This is a genomic window from Streptomyces koelreuteriae, from assembly GCF_018604545.1.
Taxonomy (GTDB): domain Bacteria; phylum Actinomycetota; class Actinomycetes; order Streptomycetales; family Streptomycetaceae; genus Streptomyces; species Streptomyces koelreuteriae.
Genome location: NZ_CP075896.1, coordinates 3293759 through 3309422, shown reverse-complemented (window position 1 = coordinate 3309422; position 15664 = coordinate 3293759). Strand labels below are relative to the sequence as shown.

Annotated in this window: 15 protein-coding genes and 1 riboswitch; of the genes, 6 read left to right on the top strand and 9 right to left on the bottom strand. The window is 71.8% G+C overall.

Annotated features, from left to right (window positions below):
- Together KJK29_RS14645 and KJK29_RS14640 are read right to left on the bottom strand one after the other, a co-directional pair.
- Positions 1–1320, bottom strand: coding sequence for a glycosyltransferase (locus KJK29_RS14645; RefSeq protein ID WP_215119554.1), 1320 nt, complete (start codon positions 1318–1320; stop codon positions 1–3).
- A gap of 78 nt (positions 1321–1398) precedes the next feature.
- Positions 1399–2469 carry a GNAT family N-acetyltransferase gene (locus KJK29_RS14640; protein ID WP_370869200.1) on the bottom strand — a complete coding sequence of 357 codons (1071 nt, stop codon included), beginning with the start codon at positions 2467–2469 and terminating at the stop codon, positions 1399–1401.
- A gap of 186 nt (positions 2470–2655) precedes the next feature.
- Here KJK29_RS14640 and KJK29_RS14635 point away from each other — a divergent pair, with 186 nt between their 5' ends.
- Complete coding sequence (locus tag KJK29_RS14635; RefSeq protein ID WP_215119552.1) at positions 2656–3504, top strand: HAD family hydrolase; 849 nt, start codon at positions 2656–2658, stop codon at positions 3502–3504.
- On the opposite strand, the gene KJK29_RS14630 is transcribed toward KJK29_RS14635, so the two are convergent.
- Positions 3468–4244 (bottom strand): transglycosylase SLT domain-containing protein, encoded by a 777-nt coding sequence (locus KJK29_RS14630; protein ID WP_215119550.1) that lies wholly within the window; start codon positions 4242–4244, stop codon positions 3468–3470. The two genes, KJK29_RS14635 and KJK29_RS14630, sit on opposite strands and share 37 nt — an antisense overlap.
- 3 nt (positions 4245–4247) lie before the next feature.
- Positions 4248–4423, bottom strand: a riboswitch (cyclic di-AMP (ydaO/yuaA leader).
- A gap of 506 nt (positions 4424–4929) precedes the next feature.
- On the opposite strand from KJK29_RS14630, the gene KJK29_RS14625 reads away from it, so the two are divergent.
- The 4 genes from KJK29_RS14625 (at position 4930) to KJK29_RS14610 (ending at position 9351) form a co-directional block, all read left to right on the top strand.
- A complete protein-coding gene (locus tag KJK29_RS14625; RefSeq protein WP_215119549.1) occupies positions 4930–5940 on the top strand; it encodes a polyprenyl synthetase family protein in 1011 nt (336 codons plus the stop codon).
- Positions 5941–6183: 243 nt separating this feature from the next.
- Positions 6184–7446, top strand: coding sequence for a LolA family protein (locus KJK29_RS14620; RefSeq protein WP_215119547.1), 1263 nt, complete (start codon positions 6184–6186; stop codon positions 7444–7446).
- A gap of 41 nt (positions 7447–7487) precedes the next feature.
- Complete coding sequence (locus tag KJK29_RS14615) at positions 7488–8483, top strand: ABC transporter ATP-binding protein (RefSeq protein WP_215119546.1); 996 nt, start codon at positions 7488–7490, stop codon at positions 8481–8483.
- Positions 8470–9351 carry an ABC transporter permease gene (locus KJK29_RS14610; RefSeq protein ID WP_215119544.1) on the top strand — a complete coding sequence of 294 codons (882 nt, stop codon included), beginning with the start codon at positions 8470–8472 and terminating at the stop codon, positions 9349–9351. Before KJK29_RS14615 ends, KJK29_RS14610 begins: the two co-directional genes overlap by 14 nt.
- A 3-nt stretch (positions 9352–9354) precedes the next feature.
- On the opposite strand, the gene KJK29_RS14605 is transcribed toward KJK29_RS14610, so the two are convergent.
- The 3 genes from KJK29_RS14605 to KJK29_RS14595 form a co-directional block, all read right to left on the bottom strand.
- Complete coding sequence (locus tag KJK29_RS14605; protein WP_215119541.1) at positions 9355–9936, bottom strand: flavodoxin family protein; 582 nt, start codon at positions 9934–9936, stop codon at positions 9355–9357.
- Between the two features lie 107 nt (positions 9937–10043).
- Positions 10044–11210 carry an amidase family protein gene (locus KJK29_RS14600; protein ID WP_370869199.1) on the bottom strand — a complete coding sequence of 389 codons (1167 nt, stop codon included), beginning with the start codon at positions 11208–11210 and terminating at the stop codon, positions 10044–10046.
- Positions 11211–11263: 53 nt separating this feature from the next.
- Positions 11264–11767, bottom strand: coding sequence for a DUF6668 family protein (locus tag KJK29_RS14595; protein ID WP_215119539.1), 504 nt, complete (start codon positions 11765–11767; stop codon positions 11264–11266).
- Between the two features lie 161 nt (positions 11768–11928).
- On the opposite strand from KJK29_RS14595, the gene KJK29_RS14590 reads away from it, so the two are divergent.
- Positions 11929–13590 carry a tetratricopeptide repeat protein gene (locus KJK29_RS14590; RefSeq protein ID WP_215119537.1) on the top strand — a complete coding sequence of 554 codons (1662 nt, stop codon included), beginning with the start codon at positions 11929–11931 and terminating at the stop codon, positions 13588–13590.
- A gap of 9 nt (positions 13591–13599) precedes the next feature.
- Here the strand turns inward: KJK29_RS14590 and KJK29_RS14585 are convergent, their stop codons facing one another.
- The 3 genes from KJK29_RS14585 to KJK29_RS14575 form a co-directional block, all read right to left on the bottom strand.
- Positions 13600–14547 (bottom strand): M28 family metallopeptidase, encoded by a 948-nt coding sequence (locus KJK29_RS14585; protein ID WP_215119536.1) that lies wholly within the window; start codon positions 14545–14547, stop codon positions 13600–13602.
- A 143-nt stretch (positions 14548–14690) separates the two neighbouring features.
- Positions 14691–15164, bottom strand: a complete 474-nt coding sequence (locus KJK29_RS14580; RefSeq protein WP_215119534.1) for a VOC family protein — start codon at positions 15162–15164, stop codon at positions 14691–14693.
- Positions 15165–15171: 7 nt separating this feature from the next.
- Positions 15172–15597, bottom strand: a complete 426-nt coding sequence (locus KJK29_RS14575) for a winged helix-turn-helix transcriptional regulator (RefSeq protein ID WP_215119533.1) — start codon at positions 15595–15597, stop codon at positions 15172–15174.
- Positions 15598–15664: the final 67 nt, after the last annotated feature.

The following is a 15664-nucleotide window of genomic DNA, read 5'->3' as shown; positions in this document are numbered from 1 at the left end:
TCATCTCGCCCTCCGAACCGTCGCGCCGACCGTCGCGCGCAGCGCCCGCCGCGCCCGCACATAGCCGACAGGCCCGTACAGCATCCCCCTGCGCTGCAGCCGCGACAGCCGCCGTGGCCAGGGATGCGTCCGCACGTCGTGGTCACCCGGCGCCCCGCCCTCGTCCGCCCCGCCCCCGTCCGTCTCGCGTACGGCCGTCAGCGTCCGGGCGTGGGCGAGGCCGCGGGGCAGCCGGGCGAGGAACGCCGGCAGCAGCGCGGGCCGGTTCACCAGCACCGCGGTCAGATAGGCCGTGAGCCCGGCGCCGTAGCCGTACGCCTGGGTCTCCAGGTCCCGCCAGGTCTCCCGGTGGTGGTGCCACACCAGTGCGGACGGTGTGTAGCGCAGCCGGTGGCCCTGGGCCAGGACACGGACGAATCCGTAGAGGTCGTCGCCGCCCCGGGCGGCCGTACCGGCACCGGTGGCCGGGTCGAAACCGCCGACGGAACGCAGCACCGCCGTACGGAACGCCATGTTGGCCCCGGAGCCGAACCGCCCCGCCGTGAACGGGAACAGCGGTTCGTCGCCCGGCGGACGCGCCGGGTCGTACGTCCTTGGAGTGAAGCCCTTCGCGAAGCCGCCGTGGCTCTCCAGGAGGACCTGGGCCGGGGTCGTCAGCCGCGCGGGCAGGATCAGCCCGGTGGCGCAGCCCAGTCCGGCGTCGGCGGCGAAGGGCGCGGTCAGCTCGGTCAGCCAGCGCGGGTCGGCGACCACGTCGTCGTCGGTGAAGGCGACCACCTCGCCCCGCACGGCCGCGAGGCCCGCGTTGTGCGCGACCGCGAGGCCGGGCACCCGCTCGCACACGTACCGCACGCGCTCGGCGTACTTCCGCTCGATCAGCTCCCGCGTCTCGTCCGTGACGGGCGCGTTGTCCACGACGACGATCTCGAACCGGGGGTGGTCCTGCGCCAGCAGCGAGTCCAGCGCGCGGGCCAGTTGCCCGGCCCGCTCCCGGGTCGCGACGACGACACTGGTGTACGGAGGCTCACCGGCACACCCGGCGTCCTCGACATCCCCGGCCGCACACTCCGCCCGCGCCCGCGCCTCCAGCACACCCCGTGCGTCCGCCCCCTCCGGCACCCGCCCGAGCAGCGTGCCCACGGGCCGCCCACCCCTGCGGACCAGCACGAACACCTCGCCGTGCGTCACCGGCGGGCTCCCCGGCCCGGGTCTGAGCACCGCCTCGTCACCGTCACCGTCGAGATCCAGCTCAGCGACCTGAACCGCCCCGATGTCCAGGAACCGCCGTATCTCCTCCCGCGCACGCGCCGAACGAGCCATGCGCCCCTCACCCCCCACTCATGTCAGGTACGAAATCGCGTTTCACGTACGAACTCGCCTTCAGGTACGAACTCGTGCTCAGCCACGGCGCAGCCGAGCCGCGCCCTTCAAAGTCCGCGCGGCCAGCGCCGCGAGCCGCGGCCTGCCCCGGACGAAGCTGTGCGCGCGGCGCGCGGGCTCGCGGCTCAGCCAGTGCAGTGCCGCGCCCGCCCCCGGTCGCGTCACCGCGCCCTCGTACACGGGCAGTTCGCCCGTCTTCAGCGCGTCCTTGTACTCCGCCGCGCCCCGCCCGAGGTCGAGCATGCCGATGCCCTCGGCGGCCGCCGCCTCGGCCATGCGCAGATGCAGCACCAGACCCGGCGAGTACTTCGCGAACTCCGGGTCGTAGGCCGGGAACCAGCAGGCCAGGACGGAGGCCGAGCGCAGACCGAAGTGCGCGGCGACGGGCCGCTCTCCGGCGTAGAGCACGGACAGGGTGCCGGCGCACTCAGCTGCCCGGGTCCGGGCCAGCCGCCCCACGAGCCGGGTGATCCACTCCCGGGCGAAGCGGTCCTGCCGGCCCGTCCTGCGGTACTGCGCGGACTTCCACTCCATGAGGGTGCGCAGCGCGGCCGGGTCGCGTTCGTCGAACACGAACCGCGTCTCGCCGGCCTGCCGTCCCAGCCTGCGCTCCTTGGCCAGGGTGGTCTTCAGGAACTTCGGCGACTCGGCGCGCAGCACCGACTCGTACGTCTCGTAGCCCTTCTCCACGTCGATGACGTAGGTGGCGTGCTCCTCGGCCGCGTACCGGACGAACAGCCGCTGCTCGGCCTCCAGGTTGTCGAAGGCGAAGCTCGACACCGAGCAGGCCTTCAGGAGCCGGCCCGCCTCCAGGTCCAGGCCCGGCCGCAGGATCGCCCCCTGCGCGTCCGAGACCCCGAGCCCGATGGCCCGGCCCTGGCCCAACGGCCCTCGCTCGTAGGGCAGGAAACCGACCGGCTCCAGCCCCTCGTACACCACCGCGATCCGTGCCTGCGGCCTCACCAGGCCGACGGCTTCGGTGAACTCCGGTTCCATGAAGGGGTTGCGCGGTGCCTCGGAGGCAGCGCGCAGTGCGCGCCAGCGCTCCTTCTCCCCTTCGCCGAGCTCCCCGGGCCCAGCCACGCGAATGCGCCCACTGCTCAACCTGACCCCCCGATCAAGTCCCCCCTGGACACTTGGAAGGTACCGCCCGAGACGGCCTCGACGGTAGGTAGCGGACCATGTTGTTGCCAACTGGTGCAGAGGCCTTCAACCGGGCAATCGGTGTCCACGGTGCGATGAAACGAAGGGGCGCGCTGTCCGTATTCTCAGATCATGGCCGCACCCATCGCATATTCACTCATCGCCACCGACCTGGACGGGACGCTGCTGCGCGGCGACGACACCCTCTCCGACCGGTCGCTCGCCGCGCTCGCGCGGGTGGCGGACACCGGTGCGCAGCACCTCGTGGTGACGGGCCGGCCGGCGCCGCGGGTGCGACCGCTCCTCGACGACCTGCGCTGCACGGGGCTCGCGGTGTGCGGACAGGGCGCGCAGGTGTACGACGCCGGCGCGGACCGGCTGCTGTGGTCCATCACCCTGGACCGGGAGCTGGCGGAGACCGCGCTCGGCAAGATCGAGGCGGAGGTGGGGCAGGTGTACGCGGCGGTCGACCAGGACGGGGTCGACGGGCTCACGCTCATCGAGCCGGGCTATCTGATGCCGCACCCGACCCTGCCGGCCGTACGGGTCGAGCGGCGCGACGACCTGTGGTGCGAGCCGATCAGCAAGGTGCTGCTGCGCCATCCCCATCTGTCGGACGACGAGTTGGCGGCGACGGCGCGTTCGGTGGTCGGTTCACTGGCGACGGTGACGATGTCGGGGCCCGGCACGGTCGAGCTGCAGCCGTGCGGCGTCACCAAGGCGACGGGCCTGGCGCTTGCCGCCGAGCATCTGGGGCTGCGGCCGGCGGACACCATCGCCTTCGGTGACATGCCCAACGACATCCCGATGTTCGACTGGGCGGCCCACGGCGTCGCGATGGCGAACGCCCATCCCGAACTCAAGGCCGTGGCCGACGAGATCACCCTGTCGAACGAGGACGACGGCATCGCCGTCGTCCTCGAGCGACTGCTGGGCGGGACGGCTCAGTACGGGCCGTTGACGTTGTCGATCGAGCCGTAGCGGTCGGCCGCGTAGTTGCAGGCCGCGGTGATGTTGGCGACCGGGTCGTACGGGTCCCACGACGTGCCGTCCACGTGGTAGGCCTGGAAGGTCGGGTCGATGGTCTGGAGCAGGCCCTTGGACGGGGTGCCCTTGACGGCGTTGGAGTCCCAGTTGTTGATCGCCTGGGGGTTGCCGGACGACTCGCGCATGACGTTGCGGTGGATGCCGTCGTACGACCCCGGAATGCCCTTCTGGCCCATGATGTCCAGCGCCTCGCGGATCCATCCGTCGAGGTTGTCGGCGTAGGTCTTCGCCGAGGCCTGGGTGGCCTTGGCGACGCCACCGGCGGGCTTGGCGGCCGGCTTGGCCGGAGCGGACGACTTGGTCGCCTTCTTCGCGGCGGGCGCCTTCGTCGTCGACACCTTCAGCTTCAGACCCGGGTGGATCACCTTCGGGCTGTCGCCGATGGCGGAGCGGTTGTCCTTGTAGAGCTTCTTCCAGCCGCCCGCGACGTCGTACTTGTCCGCGATGCGGTAGAGCGTGTCGCCCTTGGCCACGGTGTACGTGAGCGACTTGGGCTGGACCGCCTGGGGCAGGGACTGCGCGACGGCGGGTGCGCTCTGCGGCGCCTCGGTGGCGCTCGCGTAGGTGGCTCCGAGGAGCGGGAGGGTGAGGGCCGCTCCGCCGGTGCCGGCGATCGCGACACCTCGGGAGAGCGGGTTGGTTCTGGGGCGACGGTGCTTGCCTCGTCCGGCCATGGCGATATTCCTCTCCGGCGCCTGCGAGGTGAGCTGTCGGGTTCGGGCCGGGAGGTGCCCGGCCGCGTACGGCGATGTACTGCCGTGCGCGGCTTCACCCCGAGCCGTGCCGCTGTGCGGACCGGCGACTTACCTGGGTCCCCCGCTCCTGCCCTGCGTGAGTGAGTCGGTTTGTGTGTGGGGGTCCGGGCGGCGGCAGGATTCGGCGTCCGCCGGACAGGGCGGGAACGTATGCGAGAGCACATGTCGGGAACAAGCATGGGAATCACATATCGCGCGGTTGACCTTGGTCGGGGGTGTTTGGTCCGCTTGATCCTTTGCGAGAGTCAAGGCTCAACTGGCGTTCGGCTGAAGGAGGTACGGGTCGATGCCGGGGTGGCGCGACACAGGGGTTAACGTGATTCAACTCACTGATCACGAGCCTGTGGGGCAATTCCCGTCAAAGGGAATTTGCGCAATCGTCACGGCAAATCGTGCATATCTCACTACCTCCCGGTAAGTCGATAAATGTCTGTTCTTATGAGCTGATCGAAAACATAACGGTCGTGATCAGATACCACCCGGCCTGTAACCATGGGCGCTGGCGGTGATCGAAACGTGACCGGATACGCTGACTCGAGTGATGGCAGCGACCTATCGACAATCCGCGTAATCACCGGCAGACACAGCAGACAGGAGACCCCTCGTGACCGACGTCGGGCCGTTCGGGCTGAGCGTGCGGGACCAGGCTCTGGAAGCCGATGTCCAGGCCGGGTTGGCGGCTGTCGAGGAAGGCTTGTTCGAGGCCACCAAGAGCGAGGTGCCCTTCATCACGGAGGCCGCCCAGCACCTGGTGCGGGCCGGCGGCAAGCGGTTCCGTCCGCTGCTCGTGATGCTCTCCGCCCAGTTCGGTGACCGCTACGCGCCCGGGATCGTGCCCTCGGCCGTCGTCGTGGAGCTCACCCACCTCGCCACGCTGTACCACGACGACGTGATGGACGAGGCGACGGTGCGCCGCGGGGTGGCGAGCGCGAACACCCGCTGGGACAACTCCGTCGCGGTCCTCACCGGCGACTTCCTCTTCGCCCGCGCCTCGCACACCCTGGCCGACCTCGGCCCGGAGGCGGTGCGGGTGCAGGCCGAGGCGTTCGAACGGCTGGTGACCGGCCAGATCCTGGAGACGGCCGGACCGCAGGACGGCCGCGACCCCGTCGAGCACTACCTCGACGTGCTGGGCGGCAAGACCGGTTCGCTGGTGGCGGTGTCGTGCCGGTTCGGCGCGATGATGTCCGGCGCCGACGAGACCACCGTGGACGTCCTCACGCAGTACGGCGAGCGCCTCGGCGTCGCCTTCCAGCTCGCGGACGACGTCCTGGACATCGCCTCCGACTCCCACGAGTCCGGCAAGACGCCCGGTACCGATCTGCGCGAGGGCATCCCCACCATGCCGGTGCTGCGGCTGCGTGAGCGGGCGGCCCGGCTCGGCCTCGCGGACGACATCGCCCTGTGCGAGCTGCTGGACTCCGACCTCACCGACGACGAACGGCACGCCGAGGCCCTGCGCCTGCTGCGCGCCCACCCGGCGCTGGAACAGGCCCGGAAGGACACCGTCCGCTACGCCCAGGACGCCCGCTCCGCGTTGGCCCCCCTGCCCGAGTGCGCCGCGAAGACGGCACTCGTGGAGCTGTGCGACGCGGTGGTGCACCGGGCGGGCTAGCCCCGAAGCGGCGCCCGAACCGGCCCCCGTCCCCTACGGGTCGGGGGAGGAGCCGGTCCTCCGTGTCATACCCCAGCAGTACGTGGAGTTGAGTCCGGGGTCTGACGTATTTCCCTGGCCGATTTGGTCAGATGAACACCAGGGAAAACACCACTCCTCACCTGTTCGGGTGAGAATGGCGGCTCAGGGACGAGTGCGTGGACGACACGGACAGCCGCCGCCGACCACGGAGGTAGGGCACACATGGCACCGTACGCATCCGACGACAGCACGACCGCCGGGGAGGTCGACGAGCGGCGTTCCGGACGGCGCAAGGCCGCGCGGTACGTCGTACCGGTCACGGTGATGGGGGTGGCGGCCGCGACGATCGGGCTGGTCCCCGCGCTCGCCGACTCCGGGGACCCCGACCTCCCGAAGATCACCGCACAGCAGCTCATCGAGAAGATCGCCAAGTCGGACGTCCAGCAGCTGTCCGGCACCGTGAAGATCAGCACGGACCTCGGGCTGCCGGACCTCGGCGGGCTGGAGAGCAGCCTGATGTCCGGTGCCGCGGGCCGGGGCGAGGGCGGCTCCTCCGCCGACCCGACCGCCAAGCTCACCGAACTGGCCTCCGGCACGCACACCCTGCGCGTCGCGGCCGACGGCCCGGACAAGCAGAAGCTGTCGCTGCTGGAGAACGCCGCCGAGTACAGCATCGTCCACAACGGCAAGGACGTCTGGGCCTACGACAGCAAGTCGAACGAGGTCCACCACGGCACGGCCTCCGAGAGCGGCGAGGACCACCGGCAGCAGCCGCCTGCCACGCCGAAGGACTTCGCCGAGGAGGCCCTCAAGGCCGCCGACGACACGACCTCCGTGACCGTGGACGGCACCGCCCAGGTCGCCGGGCGGGACGCCTACAAGCTGCTCATCAAGCCGAAGCAGTCCGGCTCGACGGTCGGTGCGATCACCGTGGCCGTGGACGCGAAGACGGGCACGCCGCTGAAGTTCACGCTGACCCCGGCGAGCGGCGGCTCCGCCGTCGTCGACGCGGGCTTCACCCAGGTCGACTTCGCCAAGCCGGCCGCGTCGACCTTCGACTTCACCCCGCCGAAGGGGGCGAAGGTCACCGAGGAGGAGGCGCCCGAGAAGGGCTCCGAGAAGGGCCTCGAGAAGGGCTTCGGCAAGGACTTGGGCAAGGACTTCGACAAGGGAGATGCCCCTCGGCACGCCCCGAAGTCGGAGGAGGACCTCGGCCAGGGCCTCGACGGCATGAAGACCATCGGCGAGGGCTGGAACGCCATAGCCACCTTCGACACCGGCGGCGAGGGCGTGCCCTCCGGCAAGGCCGGCGGCGACCTCGGCGGCTTCATGGACTCGCTCGGCGACAAGGTCACCGGCAAGTTCGGCTCGGGCACGGTCTTCTCGACCCGTCTGGTCAACGCCCTGATCACGGACGACGGCAAGGTCTACGTCGGCCTGGTCACCAAGGACGCGCTGGTGAAGGCGGCCGACGCCGGGAAGTAAGTCCCCTGCCGCCAGGGGACGCCAAGAGAACGAGGAAGCCGATGGGCGAACCGTCCGCCACGGAATCGGAGCAACGGGAGGCGCGGGGTGAGCCCGAAGACCCCGCGGACCCCGTCATCTCCACCCGCGCGCTCACCAAGCGCTACCGCGGCGGACAGCTCGCCGTCGACGGTCTCGATCTGACCGTCCCGGCGGGCAGTGTCTTCGGCTTCCTCGGCCCCAACGGCTCCGGCAAGACCACCACCATCCGCATGCTGATGGGCCTCATCGAGGCCACCTCCGGCACGGCGCGGGTCCTCGGGCAGCCCATGCCCCGGGCCACCCGCGCCGTGCTGCCGCACGTCGGCGCCCTCATCGAGGGCCCGGCCCTCTACGGCTTCCTCTCCGGCCGCGACAACCTCATCCGGTACGACTCGGCCGACCCGGCCGCCGACCCCCGCACCCGGCGGGCCCGGGTCGCAGCCGCCCTGGACCGGGTGGGCCTGACGGCCGCGGGGAGCAAGAAGGCCAAGGCGTACTCACTGGGCATGAAGCAGCGCCTGGGCCTCGCGGCCGCCCTGCTCCAGCCCCGCCGGCTGCTGGTGCTCGACGAGCCGACCAACGGCCTCGACCCGCAGGGCATGCGCGAGATCCGCACCCTGATCCGGGAACTGGCCTCGGACGGTACGACCGTCTTCCTCTCTTCCCATCTGCTGGACGAGATCGAACAGGTCTGCACGCACGCGGCCGTGATGGCCCAGGGCCGTCTGATCACACAGGGCCCGGTGGCGGAGCTGTCCGCCGGGGCACGCGGCCGACTCGTCGTGACCACTCCGGACCCGGCGGAGGCGGCCCGGGTGCTGAAGGAGCAGGGCATCGGCGACCTCGTCGTCACCGACGACCGGGTGACCGGCGAACCGCCGGACCGCGACCTCGCCGAGGTGAACGCCGCGCTGGTGACGGCCGGGGTGCGCGTACGCGGCTTCACGGTCGAACGGGCCTCGCTGGAGGACGCGTTCGTGGCGCTGACGGGGGAGGGGTTCGATGTCGCAGGCTGACACGGCGAAGGCTGCCGTACGCCCGGTGAGCCCGCTGTGGACCTTCGGGCTGCTGCGCAGCGAACTCACCACGACCTTCCGGCGCTGGCGCACCCTCGCGCTGCTGGCCGTCCTTGCGGGCGTGCCCGTCCTGGTCGGCATCGCCGTCAAGATCGAGACGGGTGACGGTTCGTCGCCCGGCGGCGGAGGGGGCGGAGGACCGGCCTTCATCTCGCAGATCACCAACAACGGCCTGTTCCTCGTCTTCACCGCCCTGGCCGCCACCCTCCCGTTCTTCCTGCCGATGGCGATCGGGGTCGTCGCGGGCGACGCGATCGCCGGCGAGTCGAACGCCGGCACCCTGCGCTATCTGCTCGTCGCCCCGGCCGGCCGCAGCCGTCTGCTGCTCACCAAGTACGCGACCGTCGTCATCTTCTGCCTGGTGGCCACCCTGGTGGTCGCCGTCTCGGCGCTGACGGTCGGCGCGCTGCTGTTCCCGCTAGGAGACCTGACGACCATCTCCGGTACGCGGATCAGCTTCGCCGAGGGCCTGGGCAGAGCCCTGCTGATCGCCCTCGCCGTCGCCGCGTCACTGATCGGCGTCGCCGCGCTCGGCCTGTTCGTCTCGACGCTCACGGGCAGCGGCATCGCGGCGATGGCCACCACCGTCGGCCTGCTGATCACGGTCCAGATCCTCGACCAGATCCCGCAACTGCACGCCCTCCAGCCGTACTTCTTCTCGCACTACTGGCTGTCCTTCGCCGACCTCATGCGCGAGCCGGTCTACTGGGACGAGCTGACCAAGAACCTCGGCCTCCAGGCCCTGTACGCGGCGGTGTTCGGCTCGGCGGCCTGGGCCCGCTTCACGACGAAGGACATCACCGCTTAGAGCTCAGTTCTCGTACAGGAACCGGGCGGGCGGCGCCTCCTGGGTGAAGAAGGTCTTGGCCCGGGTCAGGGCCTCGGTGTCGTTCAGTACGTCACCCGGCTTGCTGCCGTTGCCGAGCAGCACCCCGCCGAAGCGCATCCCCATGTACGCGGCCGAGTTGTGCAGCGTCCCGATCAGCGGGTCGGCGACGACCTCCTCCCGGTGCGCCAAGGCGGTGACGCCCCACAGGGTGCGTCCGGCCAGGGTCGCCTTGAAGTCGAGGCCGGGCGTGCGCAGCCAGCCCGACCAGTAGTCCAGGTAGCGCTTGGTCTGTGCGGAGACCGAGTACCAGTACAGGGGCGTGACGATCACGATGTCCGTCGCCGCGAGCGTGGCGTCGAGGAGCAGGGCGTGGTTGCCCTCGGTCGGACGGACATGATCGCTGTCGTGCCGCAGGTCCTCGAAGTCGGGCACGGGATGCTCGGAGAGGTCGATCCACTGCTGTTCGACGTCCGGGGGCAGTTGCTCGGCGGCCCGGCGGGCCAGCAGCTCGGAGTTGCCCTCGGCGCGGGCGCTGCCGAGGACGAAGAGGAAGCGGCGGGTCATGGAGGTCCCCCAGAAGAAAGGCGTACGGCGATTACACGCGCTTGCATCATATGCGTGCGCATTCAAATCCGCCAGGGGTGGCCTCGTCGGTCACGCGGGCCTGCCCGTCAGCTCTCGATACGTGCCTCCGCCTCCCGCGCCACCGCCAGCAGCAGCGCCTCCCGCCCGTGCGGTGCGACCAGGTGCAGCCCGGCCGGGCAGCCGTCCTCGCCGAAGCCCGCCGGGAGGCTCAGTGCCGGATGCCCGCTGAGGTTGAACGCCCAGGTGAGCGAGGTGGAGTAGCGGTCCCCTGGCCCTTCGTGGCCGTGCGGGGCGGTGGGTGCCGTGGGCGTCAGCAGCAGCTCGGCATCCTCGAACAGCCCGGCCAGCCGCCGGTCGTTCTCCGCCCGGTCGCGATGCGCCCCGGCCAGGTCGGCGCCGGGTGCGCGCAGGGCGAGCCACGCGGGCCCGGGGTCGGTGAGCCGCAGCGGCACCCGTGGTCGTACGAGCCGTACGACACCTGCCGCCACGAGCCGTTCCACCGCGGCCCGGGCGAGTGCGACGGGCTCCGGATCGGGCCCGGCGAAACCGAGGTCGGGGGACCAGACGGCGGTGATTGGTAGGGGCGGGGGCACGGGCTTCGGCTCGCCCGTCACCACCTGCCACCAGCGCGCCGCGTCCGACGCCGAGCGGGTGAGCACGCCGGGGACGGCAAGCCCCGTGCGGTCGGCGGAGGGCAGCCGCCCGGCCGTGGCCTTCAGTCCGACGACCCCGCACCACGCCGCGGGGATCCGCACCGACCCGGCCCCGTCGCTCCCCGTCGCCAGCGGCACCAGCCCGGCCGCCACCGCCACCGCCGACCCGGCCGAGGAACCGCCCGGCGTACGGTCGGCCCGCCATGGATTCACGGTCCGGCCGCGCGCACCGAGCCCCCAGGTCTGCCACTCCGTCCCCGGCCCGGGCACGGAGGTGGCCCCCACGACCACCGCTCCGGCCGCGACCAGCGGCCCCGCCGCCCGCATCCCGTTCCGCCCCTTCACGGCGATGGGCACACCGGCGAGCGGCAGAGGCCCGGCCTCCATGAAGTTGTCGGCACCACTCGTGCGAGGGGCATCTTCGGATCTGTCGGCATCACTCGTGCGAGGGACACCCCCGGAACGCCCGTCGAGCAGCGCGTCCACCTCACCCGCCCGCCGGAGCGCCTCCTCGTGCCACACCTCGACGAACGCGCACAGCTCCGGATCGGCCCGGTCGATCCGCTCCAGCGCAGCCGCGACCACGTCCACCGCGCGCAGCTCCCGGGCCCGTACGCCCGCCGCGATCTCCCCCGCCGACAGGGGCGCGGCCGTCAGCGTGCCTCTCCCGTCAGCCTGGCCAGGGGCGCCGTCTCGCGCGGCGGGTGGCCCAGTTCGCCGAGTCGCCAGGAGGGCACCCACGGCACGCGGTACACGTCGATGACCGCCTCCAGGGACTTGACCCGCTGGGCGAGCGGGCGCGGCAGCCGGCCCGGGGCGTCCGCCACGAGGACGACGCCGTCCAGGTCGAGCCCCGGCGGGGCCTGTCCTCGCCGGAAGAGCTCCACCGCCCCGGCGACCGTGTCCAGCCCGGCCGCGTGCGTCCGGGCGACCAGCAGCACGGACGGCGGGTCGCCCGGCCCGGGCCAGGAGCGGCCGCTGTCATGACCGCCGTAGACCGCGGCGAGCGTGGAGACGCCCGCGCCGCCGTGTGTGCCGACCCAGGAGAACCGCCGTGCCGCGGCGTGGGCGTGGGCCGGCTCCGGCGGTCCCGGCTCCGGGGTTGTCACCGGGCCGCGGATCCAGATCTCCGGGCCTTGTCGCATGCCTGTCTGCATGCACCTCTCCTCCCTCGTACTGTCGATCTTCATGCCGGCGGGAACCACGCGCGCCGGGGCCTACAGTCCTTGGGACGAGCCTGTGACACCGCGGTGACGTGAGAAACGGGAGCGAGCGGACACACTCGACAAGTAGGTGTACGACGCCGAGTGAGGGGACGATGTCGCGACTCAGCCGCGAGAAGAAGCGGGAACAGAAGCAGGCCGCACACGCGGCGACTCCGGCGGCGCCGATCGACGTCCATGTCCCCGGGACAACAGGACGCGGTGCCGGAGCCGGTGCCGGAGCGCCGGGCGTGTCCGACGGCGCGTCCGTCGGCGGCGTCCCCGTCTACGCGGCCCCCGGCGAGGAGATCCACAAGGCGGTCCTGAACCGCCTCCACCACATCGCCCTCGCCACCGGCCATGCCGTCCTCGCCACCATCCACGACGAGCGCATCGGCTACGTCGTCCCCCTCCGGGTCGAACCGGACGGCTCCAGCCACTTCACGGCCGAGCCGGTCCGTACGACACCGCCGGAGGAGTCCGTCACCGGACACCCGCCGCACCCCCCGACGACCGGCCCGACCTCCCGCCCGGCCCCGGAACCGACGACGGCCGGCGCGGCGGTGCAATGGCCCGAGGCGGGCACACCCGCGCAACCACCGACCGCCCCTCCGGCGACGGAGTGGCCCCCGGCCGCCGCCGCTGAGCCGCCCTCGGTCGGCCCGGCCGTGGAAGCGCCCTTGGCCGGCACGCCTACGCACCCTCCGACCGCCGGTCCGGCGACGGAATGGCCCCAGGCCGGCGCCGTCGCAGAGCCGCCCCCGGTCGGCGCGGCAGCGGAACCGCCCCTGACCGTCCCGGCGACGGAATGGCCCCCGGCCGCAACGGCTGCCGAGCCGCCCCACGCCGACGCCGCTGCGGAACCGCCCGCACCCGGCACGCCCGGACCCATGCCACCCCCGGCGGAGCAGGAACCCCTACAAGACACCTCACACAACCCCTCGCGCAACGACAGCGCCACACACGTGCTGCGCCCCGTACCGGAGTCGGACGACCTTGGCGCGGCCCCGACCTTCCGTCTGCGCGCCGTACAGGAGCCGCCCGCACCGGAGGACACGCCTCCGGGCCCGGCCGCACCGCCCGGCACCGTCGCGCCCCCCACCGGTGCGTTCGGGCCGCCTCCGCCCATGGACGCGAGGCCGCTGCCCGTCCCCGAAGCCGGTCCCGTCGCCGCGCCGAGGCGAAGCAGGAAGCCCGACCCGGTGCTCGAAGCGGAGATGCTCGCCGACCTCGACGCCAAGCCCACGCCCGCCCGCGGCTTCGACGCCGTCGCGGAGGCCATGTTCGGGGACGAGACCCCCGACACCTCGGGCGACTCCGCGGCGCCCGCCCTCGTCGCGGAGCCGATCACGCGGATCAACGAGGCCGTGAAGGAGGGCAGGATCGAGGAGGCGGCCGGGCTCGCGGAGCAGACCGTCGCGCAGGCGTCGGCGGCGCTGGGGCCGGAGCACCCCGAGGTGCTCCGGCTGGGTGAACTCAGCGCGTACATCGCCTACTTGGCCGGTGACCCGCTCCGCGCCTTCCGGCTGTCGCTCGACCTGGCCGGTGCCCGCCGCCGTACGGGCGACGCGGAGGCCGCCTACGGCAACGTGCAGAGCGCGTCCACCGCCTGGCGGGCCGTGCGCGACCCGGCGGTGGGTCTGGAGCTGGGGCGCGACCTGATCGGCCTGTGGACCGAGCTCGCCGCCGAGGACGGCCCGGCAGCCGACGAGATCGAGCAACTGGAGTCGGCCCGGGCCCGCATGGGCCGCCTCACGGAACGCGCCCGCAACCAGTGAAGAGAAGAACTACTCCGACAGCTCCCACACCGCGTACGCGACCGCGTCGCTGTTGCGGTCGAGGGCGGTGTCGCTGATGTTGGCCGTGGTGTCGCAGGAGGAGTGGTAGCAGCGGTCGAAGGCCTGCCCGGCCGTACCGCCCCACTTGGCCGCCTGCGCCGCCGTCTTCGCACGGCTGGCCCCGGTGAACAGGCCGCCCACCGGCACGCCCGCGCTCTTGAAGGGCGCGTGGTCGGAGCGGCCGTCGCCCTCGGTCTCGATCTCGGTCGGGACGCCGAGGCCGCTGAAGTAGTCCTTGAAGGTCTTCTCGACCGCCGGGTCGTCGTCGTAGACGAAGTAGCCGGGGTTCGAGGAGCCGATCATGTCGAAGTTGAGGTAGGCGCTGATCCTCGAACGGTCCCCGGTGGTCAGCCGGTTGACGTAGTAGCGGGAGCCGACCAGACCGAGTTCCTCCGCGCCCCACCAGGCGAACCGCAGATGCTTGGTGGGCTTGTACTGCGCCCGGGACACCGCGAGGGCGGTCTCCAGGACGGCGGCCGAGCCGGAGCCGTTGTCGTTGATGCCGGGTCCTGAGGAGACGCTGTCGAGGTGCGAGCCGGCCATCACGACCTGGTTCGCGTCGCCGCCGGGCCAGTCGGCGATCAGGTTGTAGCCGGTGCGTCCCGAGGCGGTGAACTGCTGGAGCGTGGTGGTGAATCCGGCGGCGTCCAGCTTGGCCTTCACGTAGTCGATCGAGGCCTTGTAGCCGGTCCGGCCGTGCGCGCGGTTGCCGCCGTTGGCGGTGGCTATGGACTGCAGCTGGGTCAGATGGGCCTTGACGCTCGCCAGGGGCAGGTCGGGTGCCGCGGCCGGTCTCGGGGGAGCGGACGCGGCATCGGCCACGGCGCCACTCGTCAGGAGCATGACACTCGCTATGCCGCCTGCTGCCACGGCACGCGCGGAAACGGAGAGCTTCATGTGGGGACTCCGAGTTCCTTCGGGCAGCCCGTGGGGTGTCCGAAGGCCGCCCGGGGTGAATGGGGTGCCTGGATGGTGAGGCTGATGCTGACTCTCCGTCAAGAGCCTGAACAGGACAGGGCGTTACCGGGCCCGCCGCCGTGCTACTGCACGCAGAACTCGTTCCCCTCCGGGTCCGCCATCAGAGCCCACTCGCCGCCCTGCTCCGCCACCCGCCGCAGCACCCTCGCCCCGAGCCCCTCCAGCCGCGCGACCTCCTCCTCGCGCCGCCCCTCTCCCGGGTGCAGATCGAGGTGCAGCCGGTTCTTGACCGTCTTCGCCTCCGGCACCTTCTGGAACAGCAGCCGCCGCCCCAGCCCGGTCCCGCTCTCCTCCTCGAACGGGTCCTCGGGGTGCCGTACGGCGACCAGGTCCCGGAAGGCGTGGCGGCCGTGGAACTCGACGACGAGCTCCTGCGGCACGACACCGGCGCCGAGCAGCTTCCCGATGAGGACGCTGTTGTCCTCGACCTCGTAGTGGAGCGCGGCGGCCCAGAAGTCGGCCTGCGCCTGCGGGTCGCCCGCGTCGATGACGACCTTCCAGTGCACGGGGGCGGGACGTGCCGGTGTCTGTGTCATGGACCAGTTATACGGCGCGGGTGTCGTACGCGGTCCGGGCCGCGGCGATCTCTTCCTGGTGTTCCTCCGTCCAGGTCACCAGGGACTGGATCGTGGTGTGCAGGGTCCTGCCGAGCGGGGTCAGCTCGTAGTCGACCCGCGGCGGCACCACCGGGTGCACGGTCCGCTTCACCAGCCCGTCCCGCTCCAGCGACCGCAGGGTCACCGTCAGCATGCGCTGGCTGACCCCGTCGATCTCCCGGCGCAGTTCGGTGAAGCGCAGCCGCCGGTTCTCCAGCAGCGCGATGACCAGCAGCGACCACTTGTCGGCGATCCGGTCGAGGATCTGCCGGACCTGGCAGTCCTCCCGGGTGTCCCACTGGAAGGGATCGGCGTCGCCGTAGTCCACGGTGCTCTCGCAGTTACTCGGTGACTTCGAAGTGCCTTCTTCCATGTCTCCCGATGCTGCCGCAGGGTGGTCGTGGTTACAAGAGGGAACCGACCCTCGGTTGCGTAACCGA

Coding starts and splice junctions, on each gene's coding strand:
- KJK29_RS14645 (WP_215119554.1), bottom strand. CDS start 1,320: ATGGCTCGTTCGGCGCGTGCGCGGGAGGAGATACGGCGGTTCCTGGAC.
- KJK29_RS14635 (WP_215119552.1), top strand. CDS start 2,656: ATGGCCGCACCCATCGCATATTCACTCATCGCCACCGACCTGGACGGG.
- KJK29_RS14630 (WP_215119550.1), bottom strand. CDS start 4,244: ATGGCCGGACGAGGCAAGCACCGTCGCCCCAGAACCAACCCGCTCTCC.
- KJK29_RS14620 (WP_215119547.1), top strand. CDS start 6,184: ATGGCACCGTACGCATCCGACGACAGCACGACCGCCGGGGAGGTCGAC.
- KJK29_RS14615 (WP_215119546.1), top strand. CDS start 7,488: ATGGGCGAACCGTCCGCCACGGAATCGGAGCAACGGGAGGCGCGGGGT.
- KJK29_RS14610 (WP_215119544.1), top strand. CDS start 8,470: ATGTCGCAGGCTGACACGGCGAAGGCTGCCGTACGCCCGGTGAGCCCG.
- KJK29_RS14605 (WP_215119541.1), bottom strand. CDS start 9,936: ATGACCCGCCGCTTCCTCTTCGTCCTCGGCAGCGCCCGCGCCGAGGGC.
- KJK29_RS14595 (WP_215119539.1), bottom strand. CDS start 11,767: ATGCAGACAGGCATGCGACAAGGCCCGGAGATCTGGATCCGCGGCCCG.
- KJK29_RS14590 (WP_215119537.1), top strand. CDS start 11,929: ATGTCGCGACTCAGCCGCGAGAAGAAGCGGGAACAGAAGCAGGCCGCA.
- KJK29_RS14585 (WP_215119536.1), bottom strand. CDS start 14,547: ATGAAGCTCTCCGTTTCCGCGCGTGCCGTGGCAGCAGGCGGCATAGCG.
- KJK29_RS14580 (WP_215119534.1), bottom strand. CDS start 15,164: ATGACACAGACACCGGCACGTCCCGCCCCCGTGCACTGGAAGGTCGTC.
- KJK29_RS14575 (WP_215119533.1), bottom strand. CDS start 15,597: ATGGAAGAAGGCACTTCGAAGTCACCGAGTAACTGCGAGAGCACCGTG.